This window comes from Ignavibacteriota bacterium (assembly GCA_019637995.1).
Classification (GTDB): Bacteria; Bacteroidota; Ignavibacteria; order Kapaibacteriales; family UBA2268; genus JANJTB01.
On sequence record JAHBUQ010000002.1, the window covers coordinates 617,950 to 641,188 of the forward strand.

At 35.9% G+C, this 23,239-nt stretch carries 19 protein-coding genes; 7 read left to right on the top strand and 12 right to left on the bottom strand.

Annotated features, from left to right (window positions below; translation table 11 throughout):
- Positions 1 to 90: 90 nt before the first annotated feature.
- Genes KF896_08540 through ssb form a run of 4 tightly spaced genes read left to right on the top strand, consistent with a single transcriptional unit; the run spans position 91 to position 3,641 of the window.
- Complete coding sequence (locus tag KF896_08540) at positions 91 to 1,485, top strand: bifunctional UDP-3-O-[3-hydroxymyristoyl] N-acetylglucosamine deacetylase/3-hydroxyacyl-ACP dehydratase (GenBank protein MBX3043750.1); 1,395 nt, start codon at positions 91 to 93, stop codon at positions 1,483 to 1,485.
- A 1-nt stretch (position 1,486) separates the two neighbouring features.
- Positions 1,487 to 2,263, top strand: coding sequence for an acyl-ACP--UDP-N-acetylglucosamine O-acyltransferase (gene lpxA / locus KF896_08545; protein MBX3043751.1), 777 nt, complete (start codon positions 1,487 to 1,489; stop codon positions 2,261 to 2,263).
- 22 nt (positions 2,264 to 2,285) lie between these two features.
- On the top strand, positions 2,286 to 3,080 hold the full coding sequence (locus tag KF896_08550; GenBank protein ID MBX3043752.1) for a DUF1207 domain-containing protein: 795 nt from the start codon (positions 2,286 to 2,288) through the stop codon (positions 3,078 to 3,080).
- A 60-nt stretch (positions 3,081 to 3,140) separates the two neighbouring features.
- Positions 3,141 to 3,641: a single-stranded DNA-binding protein gene (ssb, locus tag KF896_08555; protein MBX3043753.1), complete on the top strand. Its 501-nt coding sequence runs from the start codon at positions 3,141 to 3,143 to the stop codon at positions 3,639 to 3,641.
- A 93-nt stretch (positions 3,642 to 3,734) separates the two neighbouring features.
- On the opposite strand, the gene KF896_08560 is transcribed toward ssb, so the two are convergent.
- The 8 genes from KF896_08560 to KF896_08595 form a co-directional block, all read right to left on the bottom strand.
- Positions 3,735 to 4,514, bottom strand: a complete 780-nt coding sequence (locus tag KF896_08560) for a TdeIII family type II restriction endonuclease (protein MBX3043754.1) — start codon at positions 4,512 to 4,514, stop codon at positions 3,735 to 3,737.
- An 11-nt stretch (positions 4,515 to 4,525) separates the two neighbouring features.
- The gene (locus tag KF896_08565) at positions 4,526 to 4,906 is read right to left on the bottom strand and encodes a hypothetical protein (GenBank protein MBX3043755.1); all 381 of its coding nucleotides are present in this window, start codon (positions 4,904 to 4,906) and stop codon (positions 4,526 to 4,528) included.
- 3 nt (positions 4,907 to 4,909) lie between these two features.
- Positions 4,910 to 6,496, bottom strand: a complete 1,587-nt coding sequence (locus KF896_08570; protein ID MBX3043756.1) for a site-specific DNA-methyltransferase — start codon at positions 6,494 to 6,496, stop codon at positions 4,910 to 4,912.
- Between the two features lie 205 nt (positions 6,497 to 6,701).
- On the bottom strand, positions 6,702 to 10,022 hold the full coding sequence (locus KF896_08575) for a S8 family serine peptidase (protein ID MBX3043757.1): 3,321 nt from the start codon (positions 10,020 to 10,022) through the stop codon (positions 6,702 to 6,704).
- Between the two features lie 102 nt (positions 10,023 to 10,124).
- The gene (locus KF896_08580) at positions 10,125 to 10,835 is read right to left on the bottom strand and encodes a carotenoid biosynthesis protein (GenBank protein ID MBX3043758.1); all 711 of its coding nucleotides are present in this window, start codon (positions 10,833 to 10,835) and stop codon (positions 10,125 to 10,127) included.
- Positions 10,835 to 11,281: an META domain-containing protein gene (locus tag KF896_08585; GenBank protein ID MBX3043759.1), complete on the bottom strand. Its 447-nt coding sequence runs from the start codon at positions 11,279 to 11,281 to the stop codon at positions 10,835 to 10,837. Before KF896_08585 ends, KF896_08580 begins: the two co-directional genes overlap by 1 nt.
- Positions 11,282 to 11,287: 6 nt before the next feature.
- Positions 11,288 to 13,183, bottom strand: coding sequence for a T9SS type A sorting domain-containing protein (locus KF896_08590; GenBank protein MBX3043760.1), 1,896 nt, complete (start codon positions 13,181 to 13,183; stop codon positions 11,288 to 11,290).
- Between the two features lie 98 nt (positions 13,184 to 13,281).
- On the bottom strand, positions 13,282 to 15,477 hold the full coding sequence (locus KF896_08595; GenBank protein ID MBX3043761.1) for a TonB-dependent receptor: 2,196 nt from the start codon (positions 15,475 to 15,477) through the stop codon (positions 13,282 to 13,284).
- 300 nt (positions 15,478 to 15,777) lie between these two features.
- Here KF896_08595 and mtaB point away from each other — a divergent pair, with 300 nt between their 5' ends.
- The 3 genes from mtaB to miaA are packed head-to-tail and all read left to right on the top strand — an operon-like array spanning position 15,778 to position 18,918.
- Positions 15,778 to 17,070: a tRNA (N(6)-L-threonylcarbamoyladenosine(37)-C(2))-methylthiotransferase MtaB gene (gene mtaB, locus KF896_08600; GenBank protein MBX3043762.1), complete on the top strand. Its 1,293-nt coding sequence runs from the start codon at positions 15,778 to 15,780 to the stop codon at positions 17,068 to 17,070.
- A 12-nt stretch (positions 17,071 to 17,082) separates the two neighbouring features.
- Entirely contained in the window at positions 17,083 to 17,991 is a 909-nt protein-coding gene (locus tag KF896_08605) for an Hsp33 family molecular chaperone HslO (protein ID MBX3043763.1), read from the top strand.
- Between the two features lie 6 nt (positions 17,992 to 17,997).
- Entirely contained in the window at positions 17,998 to 18,918 is a 921-nt protein-coding gene (gene miaA, locus KF896_08610) for a tRNA (adenosine(37)-N6)-dimethylallyltransferase MiaA (GenBank protein MBX3043764.1), read from the top strand.
- 200 nt (positions 18,919 to 19,118) lie between these two features.
- On the opposite strand, the gene KF896_08615 is transcribed toward miaA, so the two are convergent.
- From KF896_08615 to motA, 4 genes are read right to left on the bottom strand one after another with little or no spacing between them, the layout of a single operon-like run.
- Entirely contained in the window at positions 19,119 to 20,240 is a 1,122-nt protein-coding gene (locus KF896_08615) for an NAD(P)/FAD-dependent oxidoreductase (protein MBX3043765.1), read from the bottom strand.
- 5 nt (positions 20,241 to 20,245) lie between these two features.
- Positions 20,246 to 21,442, bottom strand: a complete 1,197-nt coding sequence (locus KF896_08620) for a response regulator (protein ID MBX3043766.1) — start codon at positions 21,440 to 21,442, stop codon at positions 20,246 to 20,248.
- On the bottom strand, positions 21,435 to 22,352 hold the full coding sequence (locus KF896_08625; GenBank protein ID MBX3043767.1) for an OmpA family protein: 918 nt from the start codon (positions 22,350 to 22,352) through the stop codon (positions 21,435 to 21,437). The genes KF896_08620 and KF896_08625 overlap by 8 nt, the downstream gene beginning before the upstream one ends.
- Before the next feature lie 13 nt (positions 22,353 to 22,365).
- Complete coding sequence (gene motA / locus KF896_08630; GenBank protein MBX3043768.1) at positions 22,366 to 23,229, bottom strand: flagellar motor stator protein MotA; 864 nt, start codon at positions 23,227 to 23,229, stop codon at positions 22,366 to 22,368.
- Positions 23,230 to 23,239 lie beyond the last annotated feature (10 nt).

Sequence of the window (23,239 nt, forward strand, 5' to 3'; positions counted from 1 at the left end):
AAAAATGCAACTTTTTAACATAGATTTTCGTATTTTTGTATTTTGTAGAAGTATCATCTGAAATATCGAATATAAATTTAAATTAGATATATGGAAAAACAACGCACAATTGCACGAGCCGTATCATTTTCGGGTACAGGTTTACATACGGGCAACCCTTCAACTATAACATTCAATCCGGCTCCGGCTAATTATGGTTATGTTTTTATCAGAACAGACATTGAACCTAATTTTGAAGTACCAGCGTTAATAGAAAATGTTGTTGACCTCTCAAGAGGAACAACACTCGGTATAGGTGATATTCACGTTCATACTGTAGAGCATGTATTAGCTGCACTGGTCGGGCTTAAAATTGACAATTGCAGAATTGAGTTATCCGCAAATGAGCCTCCGGTAGTTGATGGAAGCTCAATGCCCTATGTAAATGCTTTGATTTCAGCGGGCGTACATGATCAGGATGCTGAAAGAGAGTATTTCATTGTAGATGAAACTCTTCGATATACAAATGAAGATAAGCATGTTGATATTGTAGCACTCCCAAATCCTGAGTACAGAATTACAGTGATGATTGACTATTTCAATCCTGCCTTAGGAAGTCAACATACAGGAATGTTTGACCTTGAGAAAGAATTTGTTACAGAATTTGCTCCGGCAAGAACATTTTGCTTTTTGACTGAGGTTATGGAGCTTCATAAGCAAGGACTTATTAAGGGTGGTAGCCTTGATAGTGCAATTGTTATAAATGATGCACAAATTTCTGATGAGCAGCTCTTAGAACTTAAGGAAGTCTTCAAACTTAATAAACCGCCAATAAGAGGTAATAACGGCATACTGAACGGCGAAGAACTCAGGTTTAAAAATGAACCTGCAAGGCACAAACTGCTGGATATGATTGGTGATTTGGCTCTTGTCGGTGTTCCGATTAAAGCACAGATTTTAGCTGCCAGACCGGGACATGCAAGTAATATTGAATTTGGTAAAAAAATAAGAAAATTATATCTTGAGAAGAAAAAAATTCAAAGAGTATTGCCTTCCAAAAACCAAACTACCCTGATGGATATTCATCAGATACTTGATATAATGCCTCACAGATACCCATTTTTGTTAATTGACAGAGTTACTTCATTCGATGAAGAAAATGAAATACTCATTGCCTATAAAAATGTTTCTATCAATGAGCCATATTTTAACGGTCATTTTCCCGGCAAACCAGTTATGCCCGGCGTTCTGATTCTTGAAGCTCTTGCTCAGACAGGTGGCTTACTGCTTTTCAAAAGATTCCCTGAAGTTTATGGCAAACTTGCATTCTTTATGGGAATTAAAAATGCGAAGTTTCGCAAACCGGTATTTCCGGGTGACCAACTTATCATGGAAGTTAAGCTGGTTTCAAAAAGATTCAATACTTATTTATTTGACAGCAAGGCTTATGTTGATGGTTCTTTAGTTACTGAATCCGAATTTCAAGCCGCAATTGTGGAAAGATAATATGCTAGGTTTAATTCATAGCACCGCTATTGTATCCGAGAAAGCTAAAATCGGAGCAAATGTAAAGATTGGTGCTTTTACAATTATTGAAGATGATGTTGAAATTGGCGATAACTGCGAGATTCGCTCAAGTGTTATAATCGCTGATGGTGCCAGAATTGGCAATAACTGCAAAATATATGCCGGCGCTATTTTAAGTACAGAGCCTCAGGATCTGAAATTCGATGGTGAGCCTACTTATGTTCGAATTGGCGATAACACAGTAGTTCGTGAGTTTGCTACTATTAATCGTGGAACCAATGAGACCGGCGAAACTGTAATTGGCTCTAACTGCCTGATTATGGCTTACTGCCACGTAGCTCATGACTGCCATATAGGTAATAATGTCATTATTTCAAATATTACTCAACTTGCAGGACACGTAAATATAGAAGATTGGGTAGTTTTAGGTGGTGCAGCCAAGATACATCAATTCTGCACAGTTGGTAAACATTCTATGGTTGGTGCTGACTGCAAGGTTGTTAAAGATGTGCCTCCGTTTACTTTGGTTGACAGAAAACCAGCGCAGGTTGAGGGTGTTAATAAAGTAGGTTTGAGGCGACGTGGTTTTTCCAAAGAAACAATTCAGGAAATTGAACAATTCTATGATACAATACTTTTCTCGGGATTTAATAACCGCGACGGAATAGCTAAATTTAATGAGCGTAAGCAAATCTGTGATGATGTAAAGTATTGCATAGATTTTATAGAAAATTCTGTCAGAGGAATTCACCGGTAATCACCAACATTATTCCGAAATTATGAAGTATTTAATTTTATTTATATCATTCGCCGTAATTGCTAATGCAAATGACGGTGTATTGATGTTCAAACCGTTTACCGCATCAGTATTCGAACCGAGAATTGGAAGTATAATAAATACTACTGATGAAAATCTGCGACTTGATATCGGCGCTTCATTCGATTTATACCGTTTTGAAATCAACTCAGATTTTAAGATGAGCATGGGTACTGATTTCTTTACATTCACCAGATTACGCTCAGAAGAAAATTTTAAATTTCCCGTCGAAACCTCTGACTATTTCTTCGGAATTAATTCTGCTGCTGTGTTTAAAGCATTTAATCAGAATTTTACTTCCAGATTTCGCCTTGCACATATTTCTTCGCATTTAGTTGACGGTTATTCAAAGGATGGGATATTTTTTAGTGAGCCATTTGTTTACAGCCGGGAATTTACAGATTTGTCAATCGCTTTGAATAAAAAATCAGGATTCATTGATTACAGAATTTATTCAGGTTTTATGTATATTTTTTCAACTACCCCTGATGATGTTAACAATATTACGTATTACATAGGTGCTGACTTTACCAAACTATTATCTAAAAATATTGCACTGGTAGGTGGTCTTGACATACGAAATGGTGAAGTCTCCAGAACAAATATCGCAGGTCAGTTGGGTCTCAATTTCAAATTTTTTAAAGATTTTGGTATATTTATCGGATATTATAAATATCACGGTAGCAGTATGCACGGAATGTTTTATAAAGATTTTGATAATTATGATGGAATTGGATTCCAAATTATATATTTTTGATTGAAAAATCAAAATATTTCATTATTTTACTTTTTTTTGAATGCAAATTTTGGAGATATTATGGCGATTAGTGTAAATAAGGTAATTTTAGTCGGCAATCTGGGTAAAGACCCCGAATTGCGTTCAACACCTCAGGGCAAATCTGTATGTACATTTAGTATTGCAACTTCTGAAAGATACCTTGATAAAGCATCAAACGAATGGAAAGATGCCACTGAATGGCACAATGTAGTTCTTTGGGAAAGACTTGCCGAATATTGGGCTCAACGGCTTAAAAAAGGAAGCAAAGCTTATATTGAAGGCTCGCTGAGACATAGAAGCTACGAAAAAGATGGCGTAACAAGATATACTACCGAAGTTCTTGGAAGAGAAGTTGTCAGTATGGAGAAAGTTGAAGGTGGCAGCTCTTACTCAGGAGGCAGCAGTAGTGGTGGTTATAGTGGAGGTTATGGTGGCTCAGCAAATGTAACAAGTTCATCTCCTGCTCCAACTAAATCTTACGACCCACCTTCGCCTGATTACGATTCTGAAGTATCAGATGATGATGAAGTGCCGTTTTAAGAATTGATTAAGCCATTACTTCATTACAGAGCGAGTTTTTTAAACTCGCTCTGTAAGTATCGTAAAGTGATCAAATTGTCAATATATATATGGTTATCTTATAAATCTTGAAAAATAATCATCAATTTCATCTCGTAACTCCAAGCCTATTCTTTCGAATATGTCGAGTAAATCTGTATATGCACCTTCACCACCGAGGAAATCCCAGAATTCAGCACCGACTTTCAATTCTTTATCCAAATCCAACATTCCTCTCATTGTCCATCGGTTATATGGTTGTGGCTCATAAGGGTTATAGGGAATCGCAATTAAAGTTTCAACTTTAGCTTCAGGATTAATTGCAAGTGTAGAAGCTGCCCATTCCAACAATGTTCTTTTGAATTCTTTAAAACCCCCAGCATTAGGTTTAGCGGTTTTAATATCAATCAGATAAATTGTATTTTCATGATTAATCAATTTTAAATCAACTCTAGTCGGTTTAACTGTTCGCATTTCACCACTTTGACAAACTTCTCTTATTGCTTCAATTTCGTCAGCTTTATTTGGAGTTCTAACCGCGATTGAGAGACCATCCATTATATTTTGAATCACATGATGTGCTTCAGTAGAAATCTTTACGCCAGCAATTTGTTGTGATGAAGCTTCGGCGAAACTTGTTGAAGCCAAAACCAATGCAACCGGTTCAAATATAGTAGTACCAAAATTTGTATTCAATGAATGAATAAAAGCATACAGAGCTAATCTGTCTTTTCCTAATAATCTGGTATGAAAAGGCATTACCGCAGGTTCTGGATTATATGTCTGAAACCTGCGTCTTAAACTGTTTTTAAGAACAGTTTCAATATTTTCTGTTTGTGTATTAGTAAGGGGCATTTATTTCTTTTTTAGCTTTGAATAATTTCTTTAATTGTTTTTTGGAATTTTTCATCAAAATTACCAAAGACCTTTTCGCCTTGTTGAATACTATCTACTGTTTTGTATAGAATTTTTTCTTTATCTTTCGTAAGATTTGCAGTAAGAATAGGATAGTCATTATTTAAAACATCAATTATGTAATTTACTGACTTTTGAAAAATTTCTTTGTCATTGATAACCCAAAATATATTTGAATAGATAGAATTAATCAACTTATCCTGTTCTAAAATTTCTTCATCTGAAAAATTTTCTGAATCTGGTTTTCTTTTGTTCGTATTTTGGAATTCAAAATCTACGTCAGAAAAATATTTTTCAATAAAATCTTCGATTTTTTTATTAATTCTATCCATTTTTTACTTCCTTTTTAAGTGAAAAATTATTTCTGAATAAGCACCTTTATCTTTTTCGGTGCGGTTTAGTACTGGTCTTTTAAACTGATTTACTATCTGCATACCTGCTTTTTCTGCGATTGTAGGGTACATATTATATTTGTCATTTGCAACAAGAAAAACATCAAAATCATCAATCATATATTTTCTGCTGTTCAACAATACATCTGAAATACCATTTATATAAGATTCTTTTGCTTCTCTTCCCTGACCTTTGAACAAAGGACCGATTTCAAGATTATCATTTCGTTCAAATCCAAATAAATCATAAGCATAAGCATGCTGTTCGTGATAATCTATCAATCCAACATAAGGGGGACTTGAGAAAATACCTTTAATTTTTTGATTTTTTAATACTTTAGCAAAATCAGGCTTTTTAGTTTCAAGTATTTCAAAAATATTAACATTTCTACTGTCTCCAGTTATGCAATATTGATAAGTATTTGTTCTTATCTTTTGAAACTGGTTAAGTCTATTGATTGTATCTTTACTGTAACTCTCCCACCATTTCAGTATTGAAAAAAGTGGTTTGCAAACTTTACCATGCTTGGCACAATAATAAGTAGTAACAACTGGTTCTTTTAAAGTAGCCAAATCTGCATGAGTTGTTGCTCTGCATGACCTAATTGTACGACTTAATATTACACTCATTAAACTTTTTGTTCTTAAATTTTGAATCTCTTTAATTTGTGAGAACACAAAATCAATTTCATTCCTGACATGTCGGCTGAACCATTTTTCTAAAAATGATGATGAACTGGATTGCAATAATTCAATTCCGAACTGCTTAACTAAATTCATATAAATTGGTAAAAATTCAATTTCTTTTTCTTTTCCAAATTTATCACCATCAATAATTTTTCTCTGAACATTATATTTATATTCAGGTATAGGAAAATATTTATTATTGAATTTAGCTAATTCAGATAAAAGTGTTTCTTCAAATTGTGTAGTATTGCTAAGTTTTAAAAATTCTTTTAGATTATTGGTTATTTTGTTAATTTCGGTTTGAAGATTTAAAATATCATACCGTTTTACTTTGCAATTTGAAATCAAAGCATTAAATGCAGAGACATCTACACCAATTGCGTGAATTCCAAGTTCATTTGCCTGTACCATTGTTGTTCCACTTCCGTTGAAAGGGTCTAATACTATATCATTTGGCTTAAAATAGACTTCCTTTTTAAATTTATCAGTATGACTATCTAAGAAATATTCAACTAACTGTGGTATAAATTTACCCTTGTATGGATGCAGTCTGTGAACATGTTTTGTTGTTTCTGCCTCTTTATATCCATCAAATGATAAAGTCCAGTTGAGGTCTTCACCTAATTGGCGTCTCCAGTTATCTTCCTTATTACCGTGAAGATTTTCGTAATATTCAATTAACTCTTTCAAATCAATAACAGTTGAACCGTTATCACCTATTTTTCTGATTTTTCCATATTGTATTAAATACGATATATTCGAGGTAGTAACATATTTTCCTAAGTAATCGGTTGCCCAATTACTTGCTTCCTTAATCGTTAGTAATTTGTTAGATTCTTCAATTATCATTAGTATTACCAATTTAAAATAGTTAAAAAGTTTATATTAATATATTATTTTATTAAAAAATATTTATAACTTTTTTATTGACATTTTGATATTATTTTCATAGTTTAAGAATCTCACTCTTCTCTTTATTAATTTTAAGGGCTGTCCGAAATGCCGGTCAGCCCTTATTTAATTTAATTAAATAAAAATGATAGTATAATTACATTTTAATAAATTTCTTGACAAGTCTGTCAGAATCAGTTTTGATTATCAGCATATAAGCCCCGGAAGTCAGATTCGTAAGGTCAATTACGCTTTCATAATTGTTTGAATAACCATTTTCACCGATATAAACAGTATTGCCAAGCAAATCGGTAACTACTACAGAGTATTGTGTTTCGGAAGCAAATTCAGCACTGATATTCATATAATCATTGACTACTGAAGGATATGAAATCATTGAAGCAAAACCATTTATGCTTTCTGTGATGTCAATATTGTCTTTTCTGAATGAACCAACAACAGTAACACGACGTGTATGTTCCGAAACACATCCGTGGCTGTTAGCTGCAACAACATAGAGATATGTCATTCCGGTTGGAACTTTCCAGTTTTCTGCTTCTTCAGTATCAAGTGGTTCAGAGCTGTTTCCGACATACCAGTAATAAGTATTATCACTTGAATAATTTGTAATATAATTATTAATATTCACATAAGTACCTGCTTTGATTCTTACTAAAGTAATAATACCGACATTCGGAGGTTGAACAACGCTTACATTAGTTATCGTCTCAGCGGAGTGGTCAAAATACTGGTCAGTTACAGTTAATTTGAAAGTAGTATTATTCGGCAAGTTAGCAACAGTTGGATTGGCAGTATTTGAATTTTCCAAATATTGACTGTTAGTCCAGCTGAAATTATAATTACCTGAGCCACCTGTTACTGATTTATTCAAATATGAATCAGTTTTACAATCGTAAGTTAGTCCCGGATGAATTTCAACTTCGCCATTCTTGCAAATTGATAAGTGAGATGGCAAATTAATTTGAATAGGTCTTAGTAAGCCCATAAAATCAATAATATTATCAAGTAGTGTCGAGCGGGTTGAAGGACAGTCGCCATCCTGAAGCTGACCGAGAGCAAATGACATAAGCACTACTCTCTGTCCCATTAAGCCTGCCGTCTGAATACCGACAGTACCGTAGTTTGCTTCATTAAGCATTGCTTTGCCGCCATAGTTAGCCGATGGTGTATATCGTTCAGTTAAATATGTTCCCGGCTGATTTGTGCCTGTGAAGAGCATACCTTCTGCAGCAGAGTTTGCTTGTCCGGCAACAGAACCGAAAGCAGGATTGGTTGGATTGCCATAATTTGCGGCACTGATACCGAAAAGTATCTGTAAGTCAAAATTTGAAATATTTGGAACAACCTGGCCGGCAAACAAAGATGAGCCGTCATAATATAACTTCCCGCCGGACTGTAAATAGGAACCTATTTTATCAAAATCAGAGTTAGAGAGTTGATAAATCGGAGACTGTGAATAATTACCAAACGACATAAAAACAGCATCAAATCCATAAAAACTTCCAGGCATTTTATTTGTATAGACTACATCAAATCCTTTACTCTCAAGTTCATCTTTTATGAATGTACCTGATTGATACTGGCTTTGCATAATATGTTCGAATACAAGCACACCACCTGATATATTAAATTGTGCAGGGAACTGCATCAGGAATGTACCGTCTAATTTTTCAACTAAAATATCAATTTCAACAATTGCCGGTTTAGCATTATCTGATACTTTTAAAGCAATACCTTCGACTGTGGTCATATCGTCTGCTTTGACATAATGCACAATATTTTGACCATAAGGAGTTATCAACGGATTGCTTGAAACAGGTTTGAAAACAAGAGCACCGGCATCATGAAACATATTGAAATTACGCATAAGCGCATCAATATAAACAATATCGCCGGGATTTATTGATTGCGAGCCATCTTGGTTGTAATAATCAACATCTAAAAGTGCAAGTCTTGGCTCAGTCGAAACAGTTACATTCGTTTCCGTTAGAGAGCGATAGGCGTTAATCCTTCCGGCGCCAAGTTTCCCTGTCAAAGATGGATTCACGGGATAAATATCATCGGCAGTTCCAGCAATCTGCTTGCGAATCTGAAGCGGAGTCCAGTTTGGTTTGTAAGATTTAATAAGACCTGCAAGTCCTGCTACAAGCGGTCCTGCCATTGATGTACCCTGAAGTTTCCTATAAGTATTTAGTGGGTATGTACTGTTAATACCACCATCTACATAAGCATCTCCGCCCGGGGATGAAACATCAACCTGAATGCCGTAAGTTGAATAGTATGCTCTTGCATCACTTGATGCTACTGAAGCAATACTCATAACTTTTGGATATGAATTTGGATATAGAATTTCGTCGCGGTTGCTGTTTCCGGCTGATGAAATAAGAGTTACACCAATGTCATCGAGATAATGGAACAGTTCAGCCATCATAAATGAAAATCCACCACCGCCCCAGCTCATATTGACAACATCCACTCCTGCTGCAGCCATATACCATAACCCCTGGTCAACAGCATATAAGTATTGAGCACCGCTAAGTGCACTATGACGTGTAGCAATAAATTTAACATTATAGCTGATTGCAGCAATACCTACATCATTGTTGGTGACCCCCGCAGCTATACCTGCAACATGTGTTCCATGAGTATTTGAAGTCGAGCCGTATGGGTCGTTACGTGGAGTTGTGTCATAAGGATAAAAATTGTATCCGATAACATCATCAATATAGCCGTTTCCGTCACTATCCTCGCCATTTACTGCAAGAGGATTAATTACAAGTCTGCTGCCTTGCTGAACGAAAAGCGGTTCATTTTGGTTAGTCCATTCATCGTAGTTAATATGAAGATTTGCAAATAAATCAGGGTGGTCCCACTGGCAACCTGTGTCGTGAATACCTATAATTACTTCCGGTCCGTTTTCTCCTTTGTGAATCTGCCACGCTTCTTCAGCTTTGATTTGGGGAAGATGTTGCAAAGTATTGTAAAGTGCGTCATTAGGAACATCGTATGGCTCGTAAACGTATGAATATTCGACCAATTCAACATTCGGGTCGCGTTTTAAACCGGCGATAATTTTTTCAATTGGAATTGACTGGTCAATCATTACCTTGTAATATCGCTCCAAGCTACGTGCTTGCTCAATTAATTTATTATTACCGGCAGCACGTTTAAATGTAACTTGTTCGGCATTTCTAAAGGATTTTTGAGTTGCATATCCACCATTTTGCTGTAAAGTGCGGTCGAGAGATGGAATACCGAAAAAGCTTCCGGGACTCGATGAGCGATTTACAGCATCAACATTATTAATATCAACATGGCTTGCAAGTTTGATTATTAATTCGCCTTTAACATATTCTATACCGTTGGCAGTCTTCCCAATTTCCGGTGTGTTGGAAAAAAGGGTAATGCTGAAAGAACAAATCAATAACATTGAAATTAGTGCAAATTGTCTGTACATAAATCCACCTAATATATTTTTAATACAAATAACATAATTAACAAAAATAAGGAAATTTTGTTAATAAAAAGATTATTTTTTGTTAATTTAGGTTTCTTTTTTTTATAAAATTGAAATTATAAAAAATATAATTTGGGCAAAGAAAAAATGATGAGCAGATTTAGGTAGCCTAATATCCAATACTTCAAATTTGTAGCCAATATATGCAAACATACTTCCAAAAACAAACCACGCCAAATAATTAACGGTCGGAACAATGCCAATCTGCCAGGTCCAGTAGCCAAGTTTGATTGCAGCCATTTCGAGTACATAATCGAATACTGTCATTAGAAAGCCGGCTATTAATGCTTTTTTTAAAGGTGAAAAAAGTCTCAAATTAATTTTTGTGAATTTTTGCATGATTCCAACGGAAACTATAAGCGTGCTGAACCATGCAAATCCAATAGCTGCAGGGACGCTTGAAATTTGTGGTTTCAGAACTTTGCCATATTCATAAGTGCCAAAAGGATAGCCGGTTTTAACACCAACAAATTCAAGTATCCAGCTTGCAATTACAACAAATATAAAAAAGAAAATAAGGTTCTTTTTATATTTTGATTCAGATTTTTCCATTAAGTTTTCAGCTGCTGAGAATTTCTTATTCTGCATTTCATAAAGCAGAATAAGAGATATAATTATTATCAGAGGTCCCGCAAGAGTCTGCATAACATTCTGAAAATATCCGAGATAATTCCATAATCCTCCAAATCCGAGGAGTACATATATCAATACAATTTTAATATTACTAAGATTATTTAATAATTTTTCTATCATTACTGAAGTTTATTTAGTTTCATTGCCACAAAAATAGCGAGAGTCTCCATTTTGGAATTATGAAGTTCCAGAGTGTCTCCTGTTAAAATATATTTTTCTGCGTTTGAAAAAACATTTAAAAAAAATTGCTCAATTTCCATTTCTTCGCACATCATTTTCGTAGATGCCATTGCATTAAAATGAATTCTGCTGTCTTCACTTATTTCATATCCACCGGAAAAATTATTACAGCCGGCATTTCCGTAAGCTCTATTTTCATTGCCATCGAAAATAATATGCGGCTCCTTACCGGGAGTGGTATAATCTTCAATATCTTTGCCGTTTAATACCACTAATTTCCAATATTTTCCTGAAATAGTATCTGTGTTAGCGACTTTTGTCGAGTTGCATGAAAATGCAAAACAAGTCAACAATACTATAACAACATAACCTGATAATAATTTCATATAAAATTACCTGACAATATTGAACTGTTTAACTGAGTAGCTGTCTTTACCTGAAACTCTCAACATATAAACTCCTGAAGGTAAGTTTGAAATATTGACTTTCTCAAAGCATTTACCTAATGAAGAATGTTTATAAAACTTTAGAAATGATTTACCTGAATTATCATAAATTTCAATAATCAAATCATCAGAGCGTAATGATGAAAATTCCAAATTCAGGAAATCGTTAGCAGGATTTGGTGACAAATTATCAATTTTCACAGCCTCACTAATAGGAGTTATCTCGCTTACTTTTACTGAAACTGTAGGGTCAAGCGAAACTTTTGCCATATATATATTGACATTTCCGTTATTAGTTCTGCCATCTCCCCAAACAGGATAAGCGTAATCATCTGTCATCATTATTGCATTATATTCTCCAATTCCAAAACCATCATTGATATTGCCAATTGTTCTGAAATTTGATGGAGTACTGCTTATCTTGATATTTGAGAAAGACTTGCCGCCATCGTGAGAAAATCCAATATAATAATCTGTAAGTGATTGGTTTGACGAAGCAATATGCTCGCGGTTATCGTACCAACTGACAGCTATCACACCTTTTGAATTTATACCTATTGAAGGATAAAAATTATGAATGCCGTTTAGATTGTCATTATTGACCAGTCCTGGAGATGCCCATGTTTTTCCGCCGTCGGTTGAACTAGAAAAATAGACATCCATCCCCTTGGCAAGAGGTGCATTTATTCCTGTAGCTGACCAAGTAATATAGATGTTGCCGTCATTAACTCCACCACTTTTGTCAACAACCATATATGGAGATGGGTACATTCTTTCCGTAGAAATACCGGGTACATTAGTAACATTCTGCGTTTGTCTCATGGAGCCGACAAGATTGCTGATTAAAACAGGATTTGAAAAAGTTTTGCCACCATCATTAGAAGAAGTGTAATATAATGACTGTGTTACAAGATTTGAACCGTAGAAAGTCAAATGAACGGTACCTTTACTATCAACATCAATACTGCCATATTGGACAATAAACAACTGACCGGTATTGATTACAGCCGGTATTCTGTCAAATACATCATCATCAGGACCTTTTCTGTAAACGTTCATATTTATTTCAGGAAAGAAACCGCTATTTACGAGCGACAACGCTGAGGTATAAACACTGTTGCGATATTGTGAATTTGAATAATCAGCCGCCATCCATTGCTTGTCAAGCATTCCGGGTATATCTACTTGTTGAGTATAAACATTACTGAATATTCTATTACCAAAATAATAGTCATTCTCGAATTCAAATGTTTCTCCTCCGTCGTAAGATCTTGCCCAGAATAAAGCCACATGAATTGAATCAGGATTGCCGCCTTTTGTTGTTAAATACAGATTTATCCATGAAAAATAAAGCACTCCTTCGGCATCAAATACAAATACAGGGTCACCTCCGCCTACAAGTAAAACATTATCAATTTTTGGTTTTGATATAAATGAACTCTGTGACCAGTTTTTCCCGCCATCTTTGCTGAAATATACAGGACAAGTGACAGTCATCGAGGGGTTTGAGACATTTTGAAGTATTGGCGATACTACCATAATGTCAGGATTGATAGGGCTTATTGCCGCATGAACTTCTGACTCGGGTAGGTTTTTCCCTGAGATAAGCAGCTCGGATTCCGATGCCTGAAAATTCGGACTTGTTTCTGTAAATTGCTTTTCATTTTCGTACTTTTCAGGGTGCATATATCTGTCGACAATTTCTCTGACATTTACTCTGAATTTTTCTTTGTTGATAAATCCAATTACAGGATGATTACTTTTATTTGGAATATTATCTTCCGCTATCAGTGGAAGTGATATTACGAAAATGAAGACTGCCGCTAAAATATTTCTAAGCATTGTGTTGGCTCCGGAAGAAAAATAAATAATCATTTAAGTCAATTTAGAGTTAAAAATATTGTATTGATAATAGTTATAATTATAAACCTAATCAATGATTATAACTCTCCATCGAACTGCAAACTGAGATATCTTGTACGAGCAAGATTTCCAACCATTTCTGTATAATAATAATCAAACAAATTGTTTGCATTCAGAGTAAATCTGAAAGGCAGGTCCGCAAGTTTTTTCATATCAAAAATGAGTCTGACATCAACTACATTCATATCAACCCTTGCTTCTGTGTCGCGAACAATTAATCCGAGCTGAGCATCAATATTTTGAACTCTTGATTTATAGCGGTAGTCTATCTGGAATTCAAAATATTTAAGTGGAAGCAATACTCTGGAATACCATAATACTTCAGATCTGTAATTCAGTATCCTGTCTGTTGATAAATCACGCGGGTTCATCAGAGTTAGTGATGTTTCAAGTCCAACAGCTCCAAAAAGTAATGTGCGCAATCCGGTTTCGACCCCTTGAATTCTAGCTTTGACAACATTTCTGAACTGAATATTTGCAGCTCCGTCAGTAACAAAAGTCGGCTCAATCAAATTTTCGAGATCATTATTAAATACTACAAAATCAATTTCAAACGGTGTGTTTCCAAGCAATGTCTGCCAAGAGCCACCTGCTTCGTAAGACCAGCTGGTTTCGGGTTTCAAGTCCGGATTTGGCAATACTTCAAATCCCTGAAGCAATATTGCTGAATATCTTTCGGCAACAGCAGCAACACGAAATCCGCGACCGGCTGAAGCCCTGAGATTAAGACCTTGAGCCACAGGAACGTTGATTCCAACCTTTGGAGAAAACTCTAAATCGCTTTCGATTCCTTCGGTTAGCTCTTTGTCAAGTCTACCCCCAAATGTCAAAGTAAAAACATCAGGAAGTGAATATTCTGCCTGAGCATATCCTGAAACAATATGCTGATAGCGGTCACCATAAGTAAACGATTTCACATCGGTATAAACTTGTGATGCTCCGTAAGTCAGGTTTATGCCTCTACCTAAAATACCGAAATTACTTACCCCCTGAAGTTCTGCAAAATAGGCAGTTGCATCTGATTGGCGGTATTCGGGATTATCAAGAGGATATGAATTATTATACTGAGTTTGATTAATTCCTAATTTGACTAAACCAAAATGATTCTGATTAAATGAATGAGAAAGCTCGGAAAATGCAGAATATTTGTAGGAATCAATTCTTATATCACGATTAGCAGAAGTTGGAGGTCTTGTAGCAGAATCGAGAGAATTCCAGTAAACCCAGTCTGCCCTGTCTTCAAGTGCCCCGTTCAGTATGACTTTTAGCTTAGTATCGGCAGAAAATTCATAGCCAACTTTCGAGAAAAGGTTCCAGCGGAAATTATCGTCAAAATCGCGGTATCCTTGATCGCCGTATAAACTGCCTGATGTAACAAGCGATAATTTATTAAATTTTTGGGAATATGACAAATTTAAACCGCTACTGAGGTTCGCTCCGTCTGTGAATCTCCATTGCTCGTATCTCGGCTGAGTATACAGCCCTGAAAATGCGCGATACTTGATATTTGCCTTCTCATTTGGCTCTTCAATCATCAAATTAATAACACCGCCAATTGCACCTGTACCCCATAGAGCAGAGCCGGCACCCTTGACAACTTCAATTCTGTCAATATTAAAAATTGGCAAAGCGTCAAATTTAATATCTCCGTTATCACCAGCCATCATTGGAAAGCCATCAATTAACAGAGTAACTCTTGAACCGACTCCAAAAGAGAATCCCGCAGAGCCGCGAATGCTGACATCATCCTGATTTACTTCTATTCCGGGAACATATTCAAGAGCGTCATCAAGGCGGTTAATGCCTCTATCTATAAGTACTCTTTTATCAATTACCGATACAGAAATCGGTACATCTTGAATTGCCTGAACTTTTTTATTTGCCGATACAATTACTTCGCCTGTTTGGAGCGGTTGAACTTTGAGATAATAGACAGCGGCATTATCAGAATCAAAATCAACCCTTTTTTTGATTGATTCATAACCGATCATTGATATAATTAATGTACCATTCTTAAAATTTTGAGGAAGGTTCTTAATTGTAAATATGCCTTTTGAATTTACATTAGCACCGTATTGAGTATTTTCAATTCTTACACTTGCACCCGGTAAAGACTGCTCCGTTCCCTGCTCAAAAACTTTTCCGGTGAAGTCCTTTCGTGAATAAGCTGAAGATAAAATCAATAAAAATAAGATCGGTATATATAATTTCATGTTTTTGTCTCAGTATGTTACTATTTTATATTTTTAGAATTGAGTTCAAAAAAATAAAATGACGAAAATGTCAATGCAAACATTGGGAAATATTTTTATAAATTCATGAACAATAAATCAATTCAACAGTCAATTAACTTATCAAAATTCAATTCACATGTTCTTCGCTTTGTTAAATAAATTATACTTAAATCTATTCATCAAATAATAATTTGTTGGTGATTTGCAATTAACATTAATTTTCAATTAAAGAAAAAATATAACGTCTATAAATGTTCGAATTATTTTGAATTTACAATTATGAAAAAAGTAGCATTACATACATTGGGTTGCAAGGTGAATTTTGCCGAAACAGCCCAGATTAAAGATAAATTTGAACAGATGGGCTATCAGGTTGGTGCAAATGGAAGCTTAGCTGATATTGTTTTGATTAATACTTGCTCTGTAACAAATAATGCCGATGTCGAAGCGCGCAAACTTATCAGACGCCTGAAGAGGGAGTCACCCAAAGCATTTTTAGGTGTGATGGGTTGCTATGCTCAGTTGAAACCTGAAGAAGTAGCATCAATCGAAGGGGTGGATGCAGTATTTGGTCAAAGAGAGAAGTTCAGAATTCCAACTCTGATTAATGATATATTAGGCGGTGAAAAAACTCAGGTAAATGTTTCCTGTATTGACGATTTGCCTTTTGACGGTGCTGTTACTACAGATAATGAACTCCGCACAAGAGCATTTTTCAAGATGCAGGACGGTTGCAATTATTTTTGCACCTTTTGTACGATTCCTTATGCAAGAGGAAACAGCCGTAGTATGGAAATCGAACGTATTCCTCAACATATTTATAAGATTGTAGAATCAGGATATAAGGAAGTAGTAATATCAGGAATTAATCTTGGCGATTATCAGGCTCCGGGTGGTGAGAAATTCAAGGATGTGGTTTCTTTGATTGATAAAATGGATATTGACCTTCGTGTCAGAATTTCATCAATCGAACCAAATTTGCTGAATGATGATATTCTTAGTACAGTAGCGGGTTCGAATATATTCTGTCCTCATTTTCATATACCTCTGCAAAGTGGTTCACCTGAAATTCTCAGAAAAATGAAACGTCGCTACAAAGCTGAATATTACAGAAATCTGATATACAAAATCAAAGTACAAATTCCAAATTGCGGAATTGGTGTAGATGTAATTGTAGGTTTTCCGGGCGAAACAGATGAGCATTTTATGCAGACTTATGATTTACTGAATGAGCTTCCGGTTTCATATCTTCATGTATTTACATATTCTGAGAGAGATAATACACCTGCTGCAAGTTTTGAAGGCAAAGTACCTGTCAATATCCGAAAGGAGAGAACACGGAAACTACGTGAACTTTCTATCGAAAAGCAGAGAAAGTTTTATCTTGAGCAGGTCGGAAAAATTCTAACTGTGATTCCTGAAACTTATTTACCTGTTGAAAATATGTGGAAATCATGGTCTGAAAATTATGTGAGAGTTAAGTTCGAAGCTCCACGCGAAATAAATAAAGATTTTTACAAAGTAAAAATTAATTCAGCTGCCGGTGAATACGCTTATGGGGAATTAATTTAAATTATTATAAATATGAATAAAGAAGAATTAAAAAGAAATATTCAATTGCGAGACAGAACTGTCAGAGTACTCTCAAATGACGGATTTTTCAGAGCTGTTTGTGTAAAAAATTCTACATCAGCGAAAACTGCACAGGAAAATCATAAACTCGATTCAATTTCAGCAACAATGCTTGCAAGAGCTTTGTCTGGTGCTTCTCTTGCCGCTGCTTTACTAAATGGCGAAGAAAGAGTATCAATTGAAGCAAATGGCGACGGCGATATAAGCAAAGTTTTTGCTGAAGCAATTCAGTTGGGAGAGGTTAGGGGATTTGTCGAATTTAAGGATGCCGGTCGTAGTATAAATTTCACCGGAATGGATAAGTTATTAGGTGAAGGTTTGCTTAGGGTTACCCGTGTTCTTTACAATCGTTCTGAACCGGTGCAGGGAATAGTCCCAATCCAGAAGGGCGATATATCAACTGATTTGGCTTATTTTTATTCTCAATCGGAACAAATACCCTCTGCTGTAATACTTGACTCCAAGCCCGACAGCAATGGTATGATTATTCAATCAGGTGGGTTGCTTGTTCAAGCAATGCCGGGCTTCAGCGAAATTGAACTTATTAAACTATTTACGCATTTATCTCAGCTCGATCCACTAACAGATTATTTCGAGAAGGATTTGAATCCACTGCAAGTTTTGAAAGAAGTTTTGCCATTTGAGTTTGAAGTACTGAGCAGTTCGGCTGTTGATTTCTTTTGCAGGTGCTCAAAGGACAATTTCATCAGCAAATTGATGACACTAGGCAAGCAAGAAATAATAGATATGCAGAAAACCGGTCAGAATGAGCTTGTTTGCAAGTATTGCAATAAGCATTATTATCTCACTGAAGAAGATTTCATGACTTTAACAACTGATTTGACAGCTAAGAATAATTAAATATGTATGAATAATAACGTAATTGTTATCACAGGACCTACAGCTTCAGGCAAGACAGATTTTGCACTTAAAATTGCTGAATATACCGATATCGAAGTTATCTCAGCAGACTCAAGGCAGGTTTATAGATATATGGATATTGGCACAGCCAAGCCAAGTGCTGTAGAGCTTGCAGGTGTTAAACACCATTTAATAGATATTCTTAATCCTGATGAGGAATTTAGTGCCGGACGATTTGCAGAAGTTTCAATCAGCATCATTAATGATATTAAGAATCGTGGAAAAATACCGGTTTTGGTCGGCGGTACAGGTTTTTATATTAAAGCACTTTTTGAGGGGTTGTCGGATATTGAAGATGATGAAAGTGAAGCAAGACTAAAAATACGCGAAGAATTAAATCTCGAATTTGAAAAATTCGGAAAAGATTATCTTTACGGAATTTTATCAGCTGACGACCCAATCGCTGCCAATAAATATTCTGATAAAAATCCTCGGCGAGTAATTAGAGCACTTGAGTATTTCAGGCTTACAGGGAATAAATTTTCCGATACATTTGGTATGGAAACAGGCTCGGGGTATAATCCTCAGTATTATGTTTTGAAGCCAAACAGAGAAGACCTCTACAACAGAATAAATAAACGCTCTGAAATGATGTTCGAAAAAGGGCTCATTCGAGAAGTTGCTCAAATTCTTGAGATGGGTTATCCTCCAATGCTAAATAGCCTGAATACAGTAGGATACAAGGAATGTATCAGTATGATTTATGGTGAAATTCCGCTTGAAAGAGCCATCGAACTTACTAAACAAAATACAAGAAGATATGCCAAAAGGCAATATACATGGCTGAACCAAATCAAATCTTATGATGTTATCAGCAACACCACACCGGGCAAAATTAAAAGTATGATTGAAAAATATTCGATATGAAAATTTTCTAATTATGACGACCTCAATATTAGAGCAGCTTCAATTCTTTCGGTAAAACAACTGACATTGTCCATCTGAATGAAACGAAGACTACGAAGCAGCAGCACAGCCTATCCGGTGGTTTTATGTTGATTATTTTTTTTGGGTTTCGTTTTTCTATTACAAAACGAGATATAACTTATCTATTGAATTAATTGGAATTAATATGAAACAATTCTATCAATATATTCAGCAATAGCAATGCAAGAAGTAAGTCCGGGAGATTCGATTCCAATCAAATTAATCATGCCCGGAAGACCTTTATCAGTTTCTTCATTTATTATAAAATCTCGAGGCTGTTGACCGGGTTTTTGCAGTTTTGGACGTATTCCCGATTGGTCAGGTGTCAGGTCTTCGAACTTCAGCTCAGGAATAAATCTTTTTGCTGAACGGAAAAAAATTTCAGTGTATTCTTCAGGAACTGAATAATCTGCAACCCTTTCATTTAAATAATTTACATCAGGACCTAATTTCAATCCACCCGCTAAATCAATTGTTACATGAACTCCCAATCCGGTAAAATTGGCTGGCGGAAGTGGATATATGAGATTCTTTGCAATATGTGAAAGAGTCGGAGCAATTCTGAAATAGTGCCCTTTCACATAATTTATCCTGTAGTTATGTTCGTCAATATCAATACCGCTTGCTTCTGCCAACAGGTCTGCACCAAGCCCGCAGGAATTGATGAAATACTTAGTACTGACCTGAAATTCTTCACCATTATTTGTTCTGACTGTGCAATTCAAGGTGCTATTACTAAATTCTACTTTAATTGCTTCATGATTATAAACAATATCGCAATTTTTCATAGAAAAAATAAAACTTTCCATTAATTTATGGGAATCCAAGATGCCTGAACCCGGAGAATATAAAGCCGAAACACATTCTATACCCGGATTATTATAAGTAACCCTATCGCCGGAAACGATTTCAAGCCCTTCGACGCCATTTTGAATGCCATTATTTTTTAGCCTCTCAAGTCCGGACAATTCATCATCATTGACTGCAATAATGTATTTACCTGTAATTTTGTGAGGAACATTATGATTTTTGCACCAACTATACAACAATTCTCTCCCGCTGACGCATAAATTTGCTTTTAGAGAGTTTTGCTCATAATATATTCCTGAATGAATTACTTCGCTATTGCGTGAGCTGATTTCATTTCCAAAAGAAGAGTTTTTTTCTAATATCAGAATATTTCTTTTCTTGACTGATAATTTTGCAGCAATTGCAAGCCCGACAGCACCTGCCCCTGCGATAATAATGTCATAATCCGCCATTAATTTCAGAACCTTTTGACATAAATATTGCCAAGAATCGGGTCAGTAGTATTATGCATTATAATTTTTTTGATAATATTTTGTGATAATGTTGCACCAGCCGGCAATAATTTCAAACCTTTTTCAGTATAAACATCTCGTGTGATTTTCATTAAATCATTGAGTTCGGTAAGCTGAACAGCAATTTCGTTTTCAATTTTCTCGCTTGCTTCAAAAGACTTTATATAATGCTCCATCAATACTGTAACGCGCTGGTCGTAAAGTCTGGAAGCCTCAGTTTTGATGATTTCTATAGCTTGCTTCGGTGTCTTTTGGTACATACTTTTTATTTCCTGATAATCAAGCGCAACTCTGATTATACGGGATTCAAACGGAATTTGCCATGATTTCATTCTGTCGGGTATGCCGCTTCCATCGAAATTTTCGTAGATATGGTATACAATTTTTGATACATCATCAAATCTTCTTACGCTTGATAAAATATCCCGACCAAGCTTCGGAACCTGGAACATATATTCATTTGAAGGTCTTCCGCTTGCCATCACAGGAACTTTCAGCAAACTGTCATTAAGGAATATCCTGCCTGCTTGTGAAAGGTAAGCCGCAATTTCAATATCGCGGATTTGTTCAGATGTAAAATCGCCATAAGATTTGGCTATCCAAACTGATGCCTCAGCTACTTTTTTCAGATTATCAACTGATGCAGGAATTCTTGCCTCAAGAAATTTAACTGCGAGTTTAATCATATCCTGAACTTCAGTTTCAAGCTGGTCGGCAAGCTGGATGAGGAGTTTGTTTTCCTCAAGCATCTGGCTTTGCAATTCAACCAGACGTTTAGCTGCTTTTATTCTGACGATGATTTTTTCAGGCACTACAGGTTTTGTGATAAAATCATCAGGTGCAGCTTCCATATTCATCATATTTCTTATCTCTTCGTCATGGGCTGTCATAATGACAAAATAAATATCTTTGAATTTATTGTCATTTCTGACTATATTGAGAAGCTCAATTCCGTTATATCCGGGCATTGAAATATCGGAAAGTACGATTTGTGGATGAAAATTTTTGATAGCAGACCAGCCATCATTACCATTTCTTGCTGTTTGAAGTTTGATTTCAGGAAATGCTTTTTCAATAATTTTACTTAATGAAATCAGTACAGCAGGCTCATCATCTACAATCAACATTTTTATATCAGTCATTTGCTTTCTCCTGCGACTGTGGTAAAAATTGATTAACAGAAATATGTTTAACCAAAATGCTCACCCTTCTGTTAGTCATATCGAACGGGTTGTCGGGAGTTCGAAGTTGCTGGTCTGCAAAACCGGTAACTTTAGTCAATTGTCCTTCCCACAAACCATAAATTTGCAATACTTTTCTAGCTGAATTAGCCCTGTCGGTTGACAAATCCCAGTTTGTATAACCTGTACTGCTTTTGTAAGCGCGTGCATCGGTATGACCTTCAAGCTCGACAAAGTTAGGCAGCTTTCCGATTTCCTCACCAAGAATACGCAAAATTTCCTCAGCCTGCTTACTTAATCTTGCGCTACCGATTTCAAAAAAACAATTCTCAGAAGATTCTAAGAGTTCGATTCTAAGTCCTTCTTTAGTCATTTCAATTTTTATATTTTCCAGTACAGTAGTTAAATCAGGTTTTTCCGCCCTTAGTCTCTGCATCATTCCAGCTATTTCCTGACTCACCTTTGATACTCTTTGTGCTGCCTGAACACTGTCCTGAGAGGCTCGTTGCATAATTCTGTTGAATAGCGTATCAGTTGTTTCCTTGTCAAATTTCATTACATTATCTGATTTACCGTCTTCCTTTCTTCCTGTTTTAGGGTCAGCAAGGTCAAGTTCAACCGGTATAGAGCCTGTTTTGCGCTCGCCTGTAAATATACTGTATTCCATAGGGTTATTAAAGTAATCGGATACTTGTTGCTTGACCTCTTCGCTTGATGCAAGAATCCACATCACTATGAAGAAAGCCATCATTGCAGTCACGAAATCGGCATAAGCCACTTTCCAGGCACCGCCGTGATGTCCGTGTCCTCCTCCTTTCTTAACCTTCTTGATTATTATAGGTTGTTCTTTTTGATGTTTATCTTCAGCCATAATAAATCATATCTTAATTATTTTTAATAGCTTCTTCTGTTTCTGCGAAGCTTGGTCTGTTATGAGGGTCAATTGAACGTCTGCCATATTCAACTGCAACTGTAGGAGGCATACTTTTACTGAATGCAAGCAAAGCCGCCTTAATTACTTCAAGATACTTTCCTTCTGCATGGGCAAGTCCTTCCATATTTCGTGAGAGCGGACCGACAAATCCATAAGCTAAAAGTACACCCATAAATGTTCCAACCAACGCACCACCTACCTTAGCACCCACAGTTGCAGCACCTTCGGTAATTACAAGCATTGTAATGATAATTCCAAGTACTGCGGCTACGATACCAAGTCCGGGAAGGGCATCGGATACTGTATTTAGTGCTGCAGGAGCATGATGAGCTTCAGCTTTAATATTCTCAAGGTCAATATCCATAAGTTCTTCAAGCTCGTGAGCGGGCACACCGCCGGAAAGCACTACTTTCAGTGTGTCACATAGGAACTCAACAGCGTGTGGATTATCAAGAAAGCTTTGATACTTGGATAGAATTGAGCTATCCTTGGGATTTTCGATATGCTGCTCAAGAGCAATCAGTCCTTCACGCTTAGCAAACTGGAATAGCTCATATAGCATTTTCAGCAGGTCAACATAAGCCGCTTTTGTTATCTTGCTTCCTTTCAAAGTCCCTAAGATACCCTTAATTATTTGCTGATTAAGGTGCATCGGATTTGAAATCAGCATCGAACCTATTGCTGCGCCTCCTATGATTATATATTCATAAGGATGGAGAAAGAAGCCCACAGCATCCATATTGAATCCGGAAGCCCAGAAAAAACCACCGAATACGCAAACAAATACAACAATAAAACCAACAATTACAAACATAAAAACAAAC

Excerpts from the sequence above, each read along its gene's own strand:
- KF896_08550 (MBX3043752.1), top strand. The coding sequence starts at position 2,286 with ATGAAGTATTTAATTTTATTTATATCATTCGCCGTAATTGCTAATGCA.
- KF896_08575 (MBX3043757.1), bottom strand. The coding sequence starts at position 10,022 with ATGTACAGACAATTTGCACTAATTTCAATGTTATTGATTTGTTCTTTC.
- KF896_08585 (MBX3043759.1), bottom strand. The coding sequence starts at position 11,281 with ATGAAATTATTATCAGGTTATGTTGTTATAGTATTGTTGACTTGTTTT.
- KF896_08590 (MBX3043760.1), bottom strand. The coding sequence starts at position 13,183 with ATGCTTAGAAATATTTTAGCGGCAGTCTTCATTTTCGTAATATCACTT.
- KF896_08615 (MBX3043765.1), bottom strand. The coding sequence starts at position 20,240 with ATGGCGGATTATGACATTATTATCGCAGGGGCAGGTGCTGTCGGGCTT.
- KF896_08540 (MBX3043750.1), top strand. The coding sequence starts at position 91 with ATGGAAAAACAACGCACAATTGCACGAGCCGTATCATTTTCGGGTACA.
- KF896_08625 (MBX3043767.1), bottom strand. The coding sequence starts at position 22,352 with ATGGCTGAAGATAAACATCAAAAAGAACAACCTATAATAATCAAGAAG.
- mtaB (MBX3043762.1), top strand. The coding sequence starts at position 15,778 with ATGAAAAAAGTAGCATTACATACATTGGGTTGCAAGGTGAATTTTGCC.
- motA (MBX3043768.1), bottom strand. The coding sequence starts at position 23,229 with ATGTTTGTAATTGTTGGTTTTATTGTTGTATTTGTTTGCGTATTCGGT.
- miaA (MBX3043764.1), top strand. The coding sequence starts at position 17,998 with ATGAATAATAACGTAATTGTTATCACAGGACCTACAGCTTCAGGCAAG.
- KF896_08580 (MBX3043758.1), bottom strand. The coding sequence starts at position 10,835 with ATGATAGAAAAATTATTAAATAATCTTAGTAATATTAAAATTGTATTG.
- ssb (MBX3043753.1), top strand. The coding sequence starts at position 3,141 with ATGGCGATTAGTGTAAATAAGGTAATTTTAGTCGGCAATCTGGGTAAA.
- KF896_08560 (MBX3043754.1), bottom strand. The coding sequence starts at position 4,514 with ATGCCCCTTACTAATACACAAACAGAAAATATTGAAACTGTTCTTAAA.
- KF896_08620 (MBX3043766.1), bottom strand. The coding sequence starts at position 21,442 with ATGACTGATATAAAAATGTTGATTGTAGATGATGAGCCTGCTGTACTG.
- KF896_08565 (MBX3043755.1), bottom strand. The coding sequence starts at position 4,906 with ATGGATAGAATTAATAAAAAAATCGAAGATTTTATTGAAAAATATTTT.
- KF896_08605 (MBX3043763.1), top strand. The coding sequence starts at position 17,083 with ATGAATAAAGAAGAATTAAAAAGAAATATTCAATTGCGAGACAGAACT.
- lpxA (MBX3043751.1), top strand. The coding sequence starts at position 1,487 with ATGCTAGGTTTAATTCATAGCACCGCTATTGTATCCGAGAAAGCTAAA.
- KF896_08595 (MBX3043761.1), bottom strand. The coding sequence starts at position 15,477 with ATGAAATTATATATACCGATCTTATTTTTATTGATTTTATCTTCAGCT.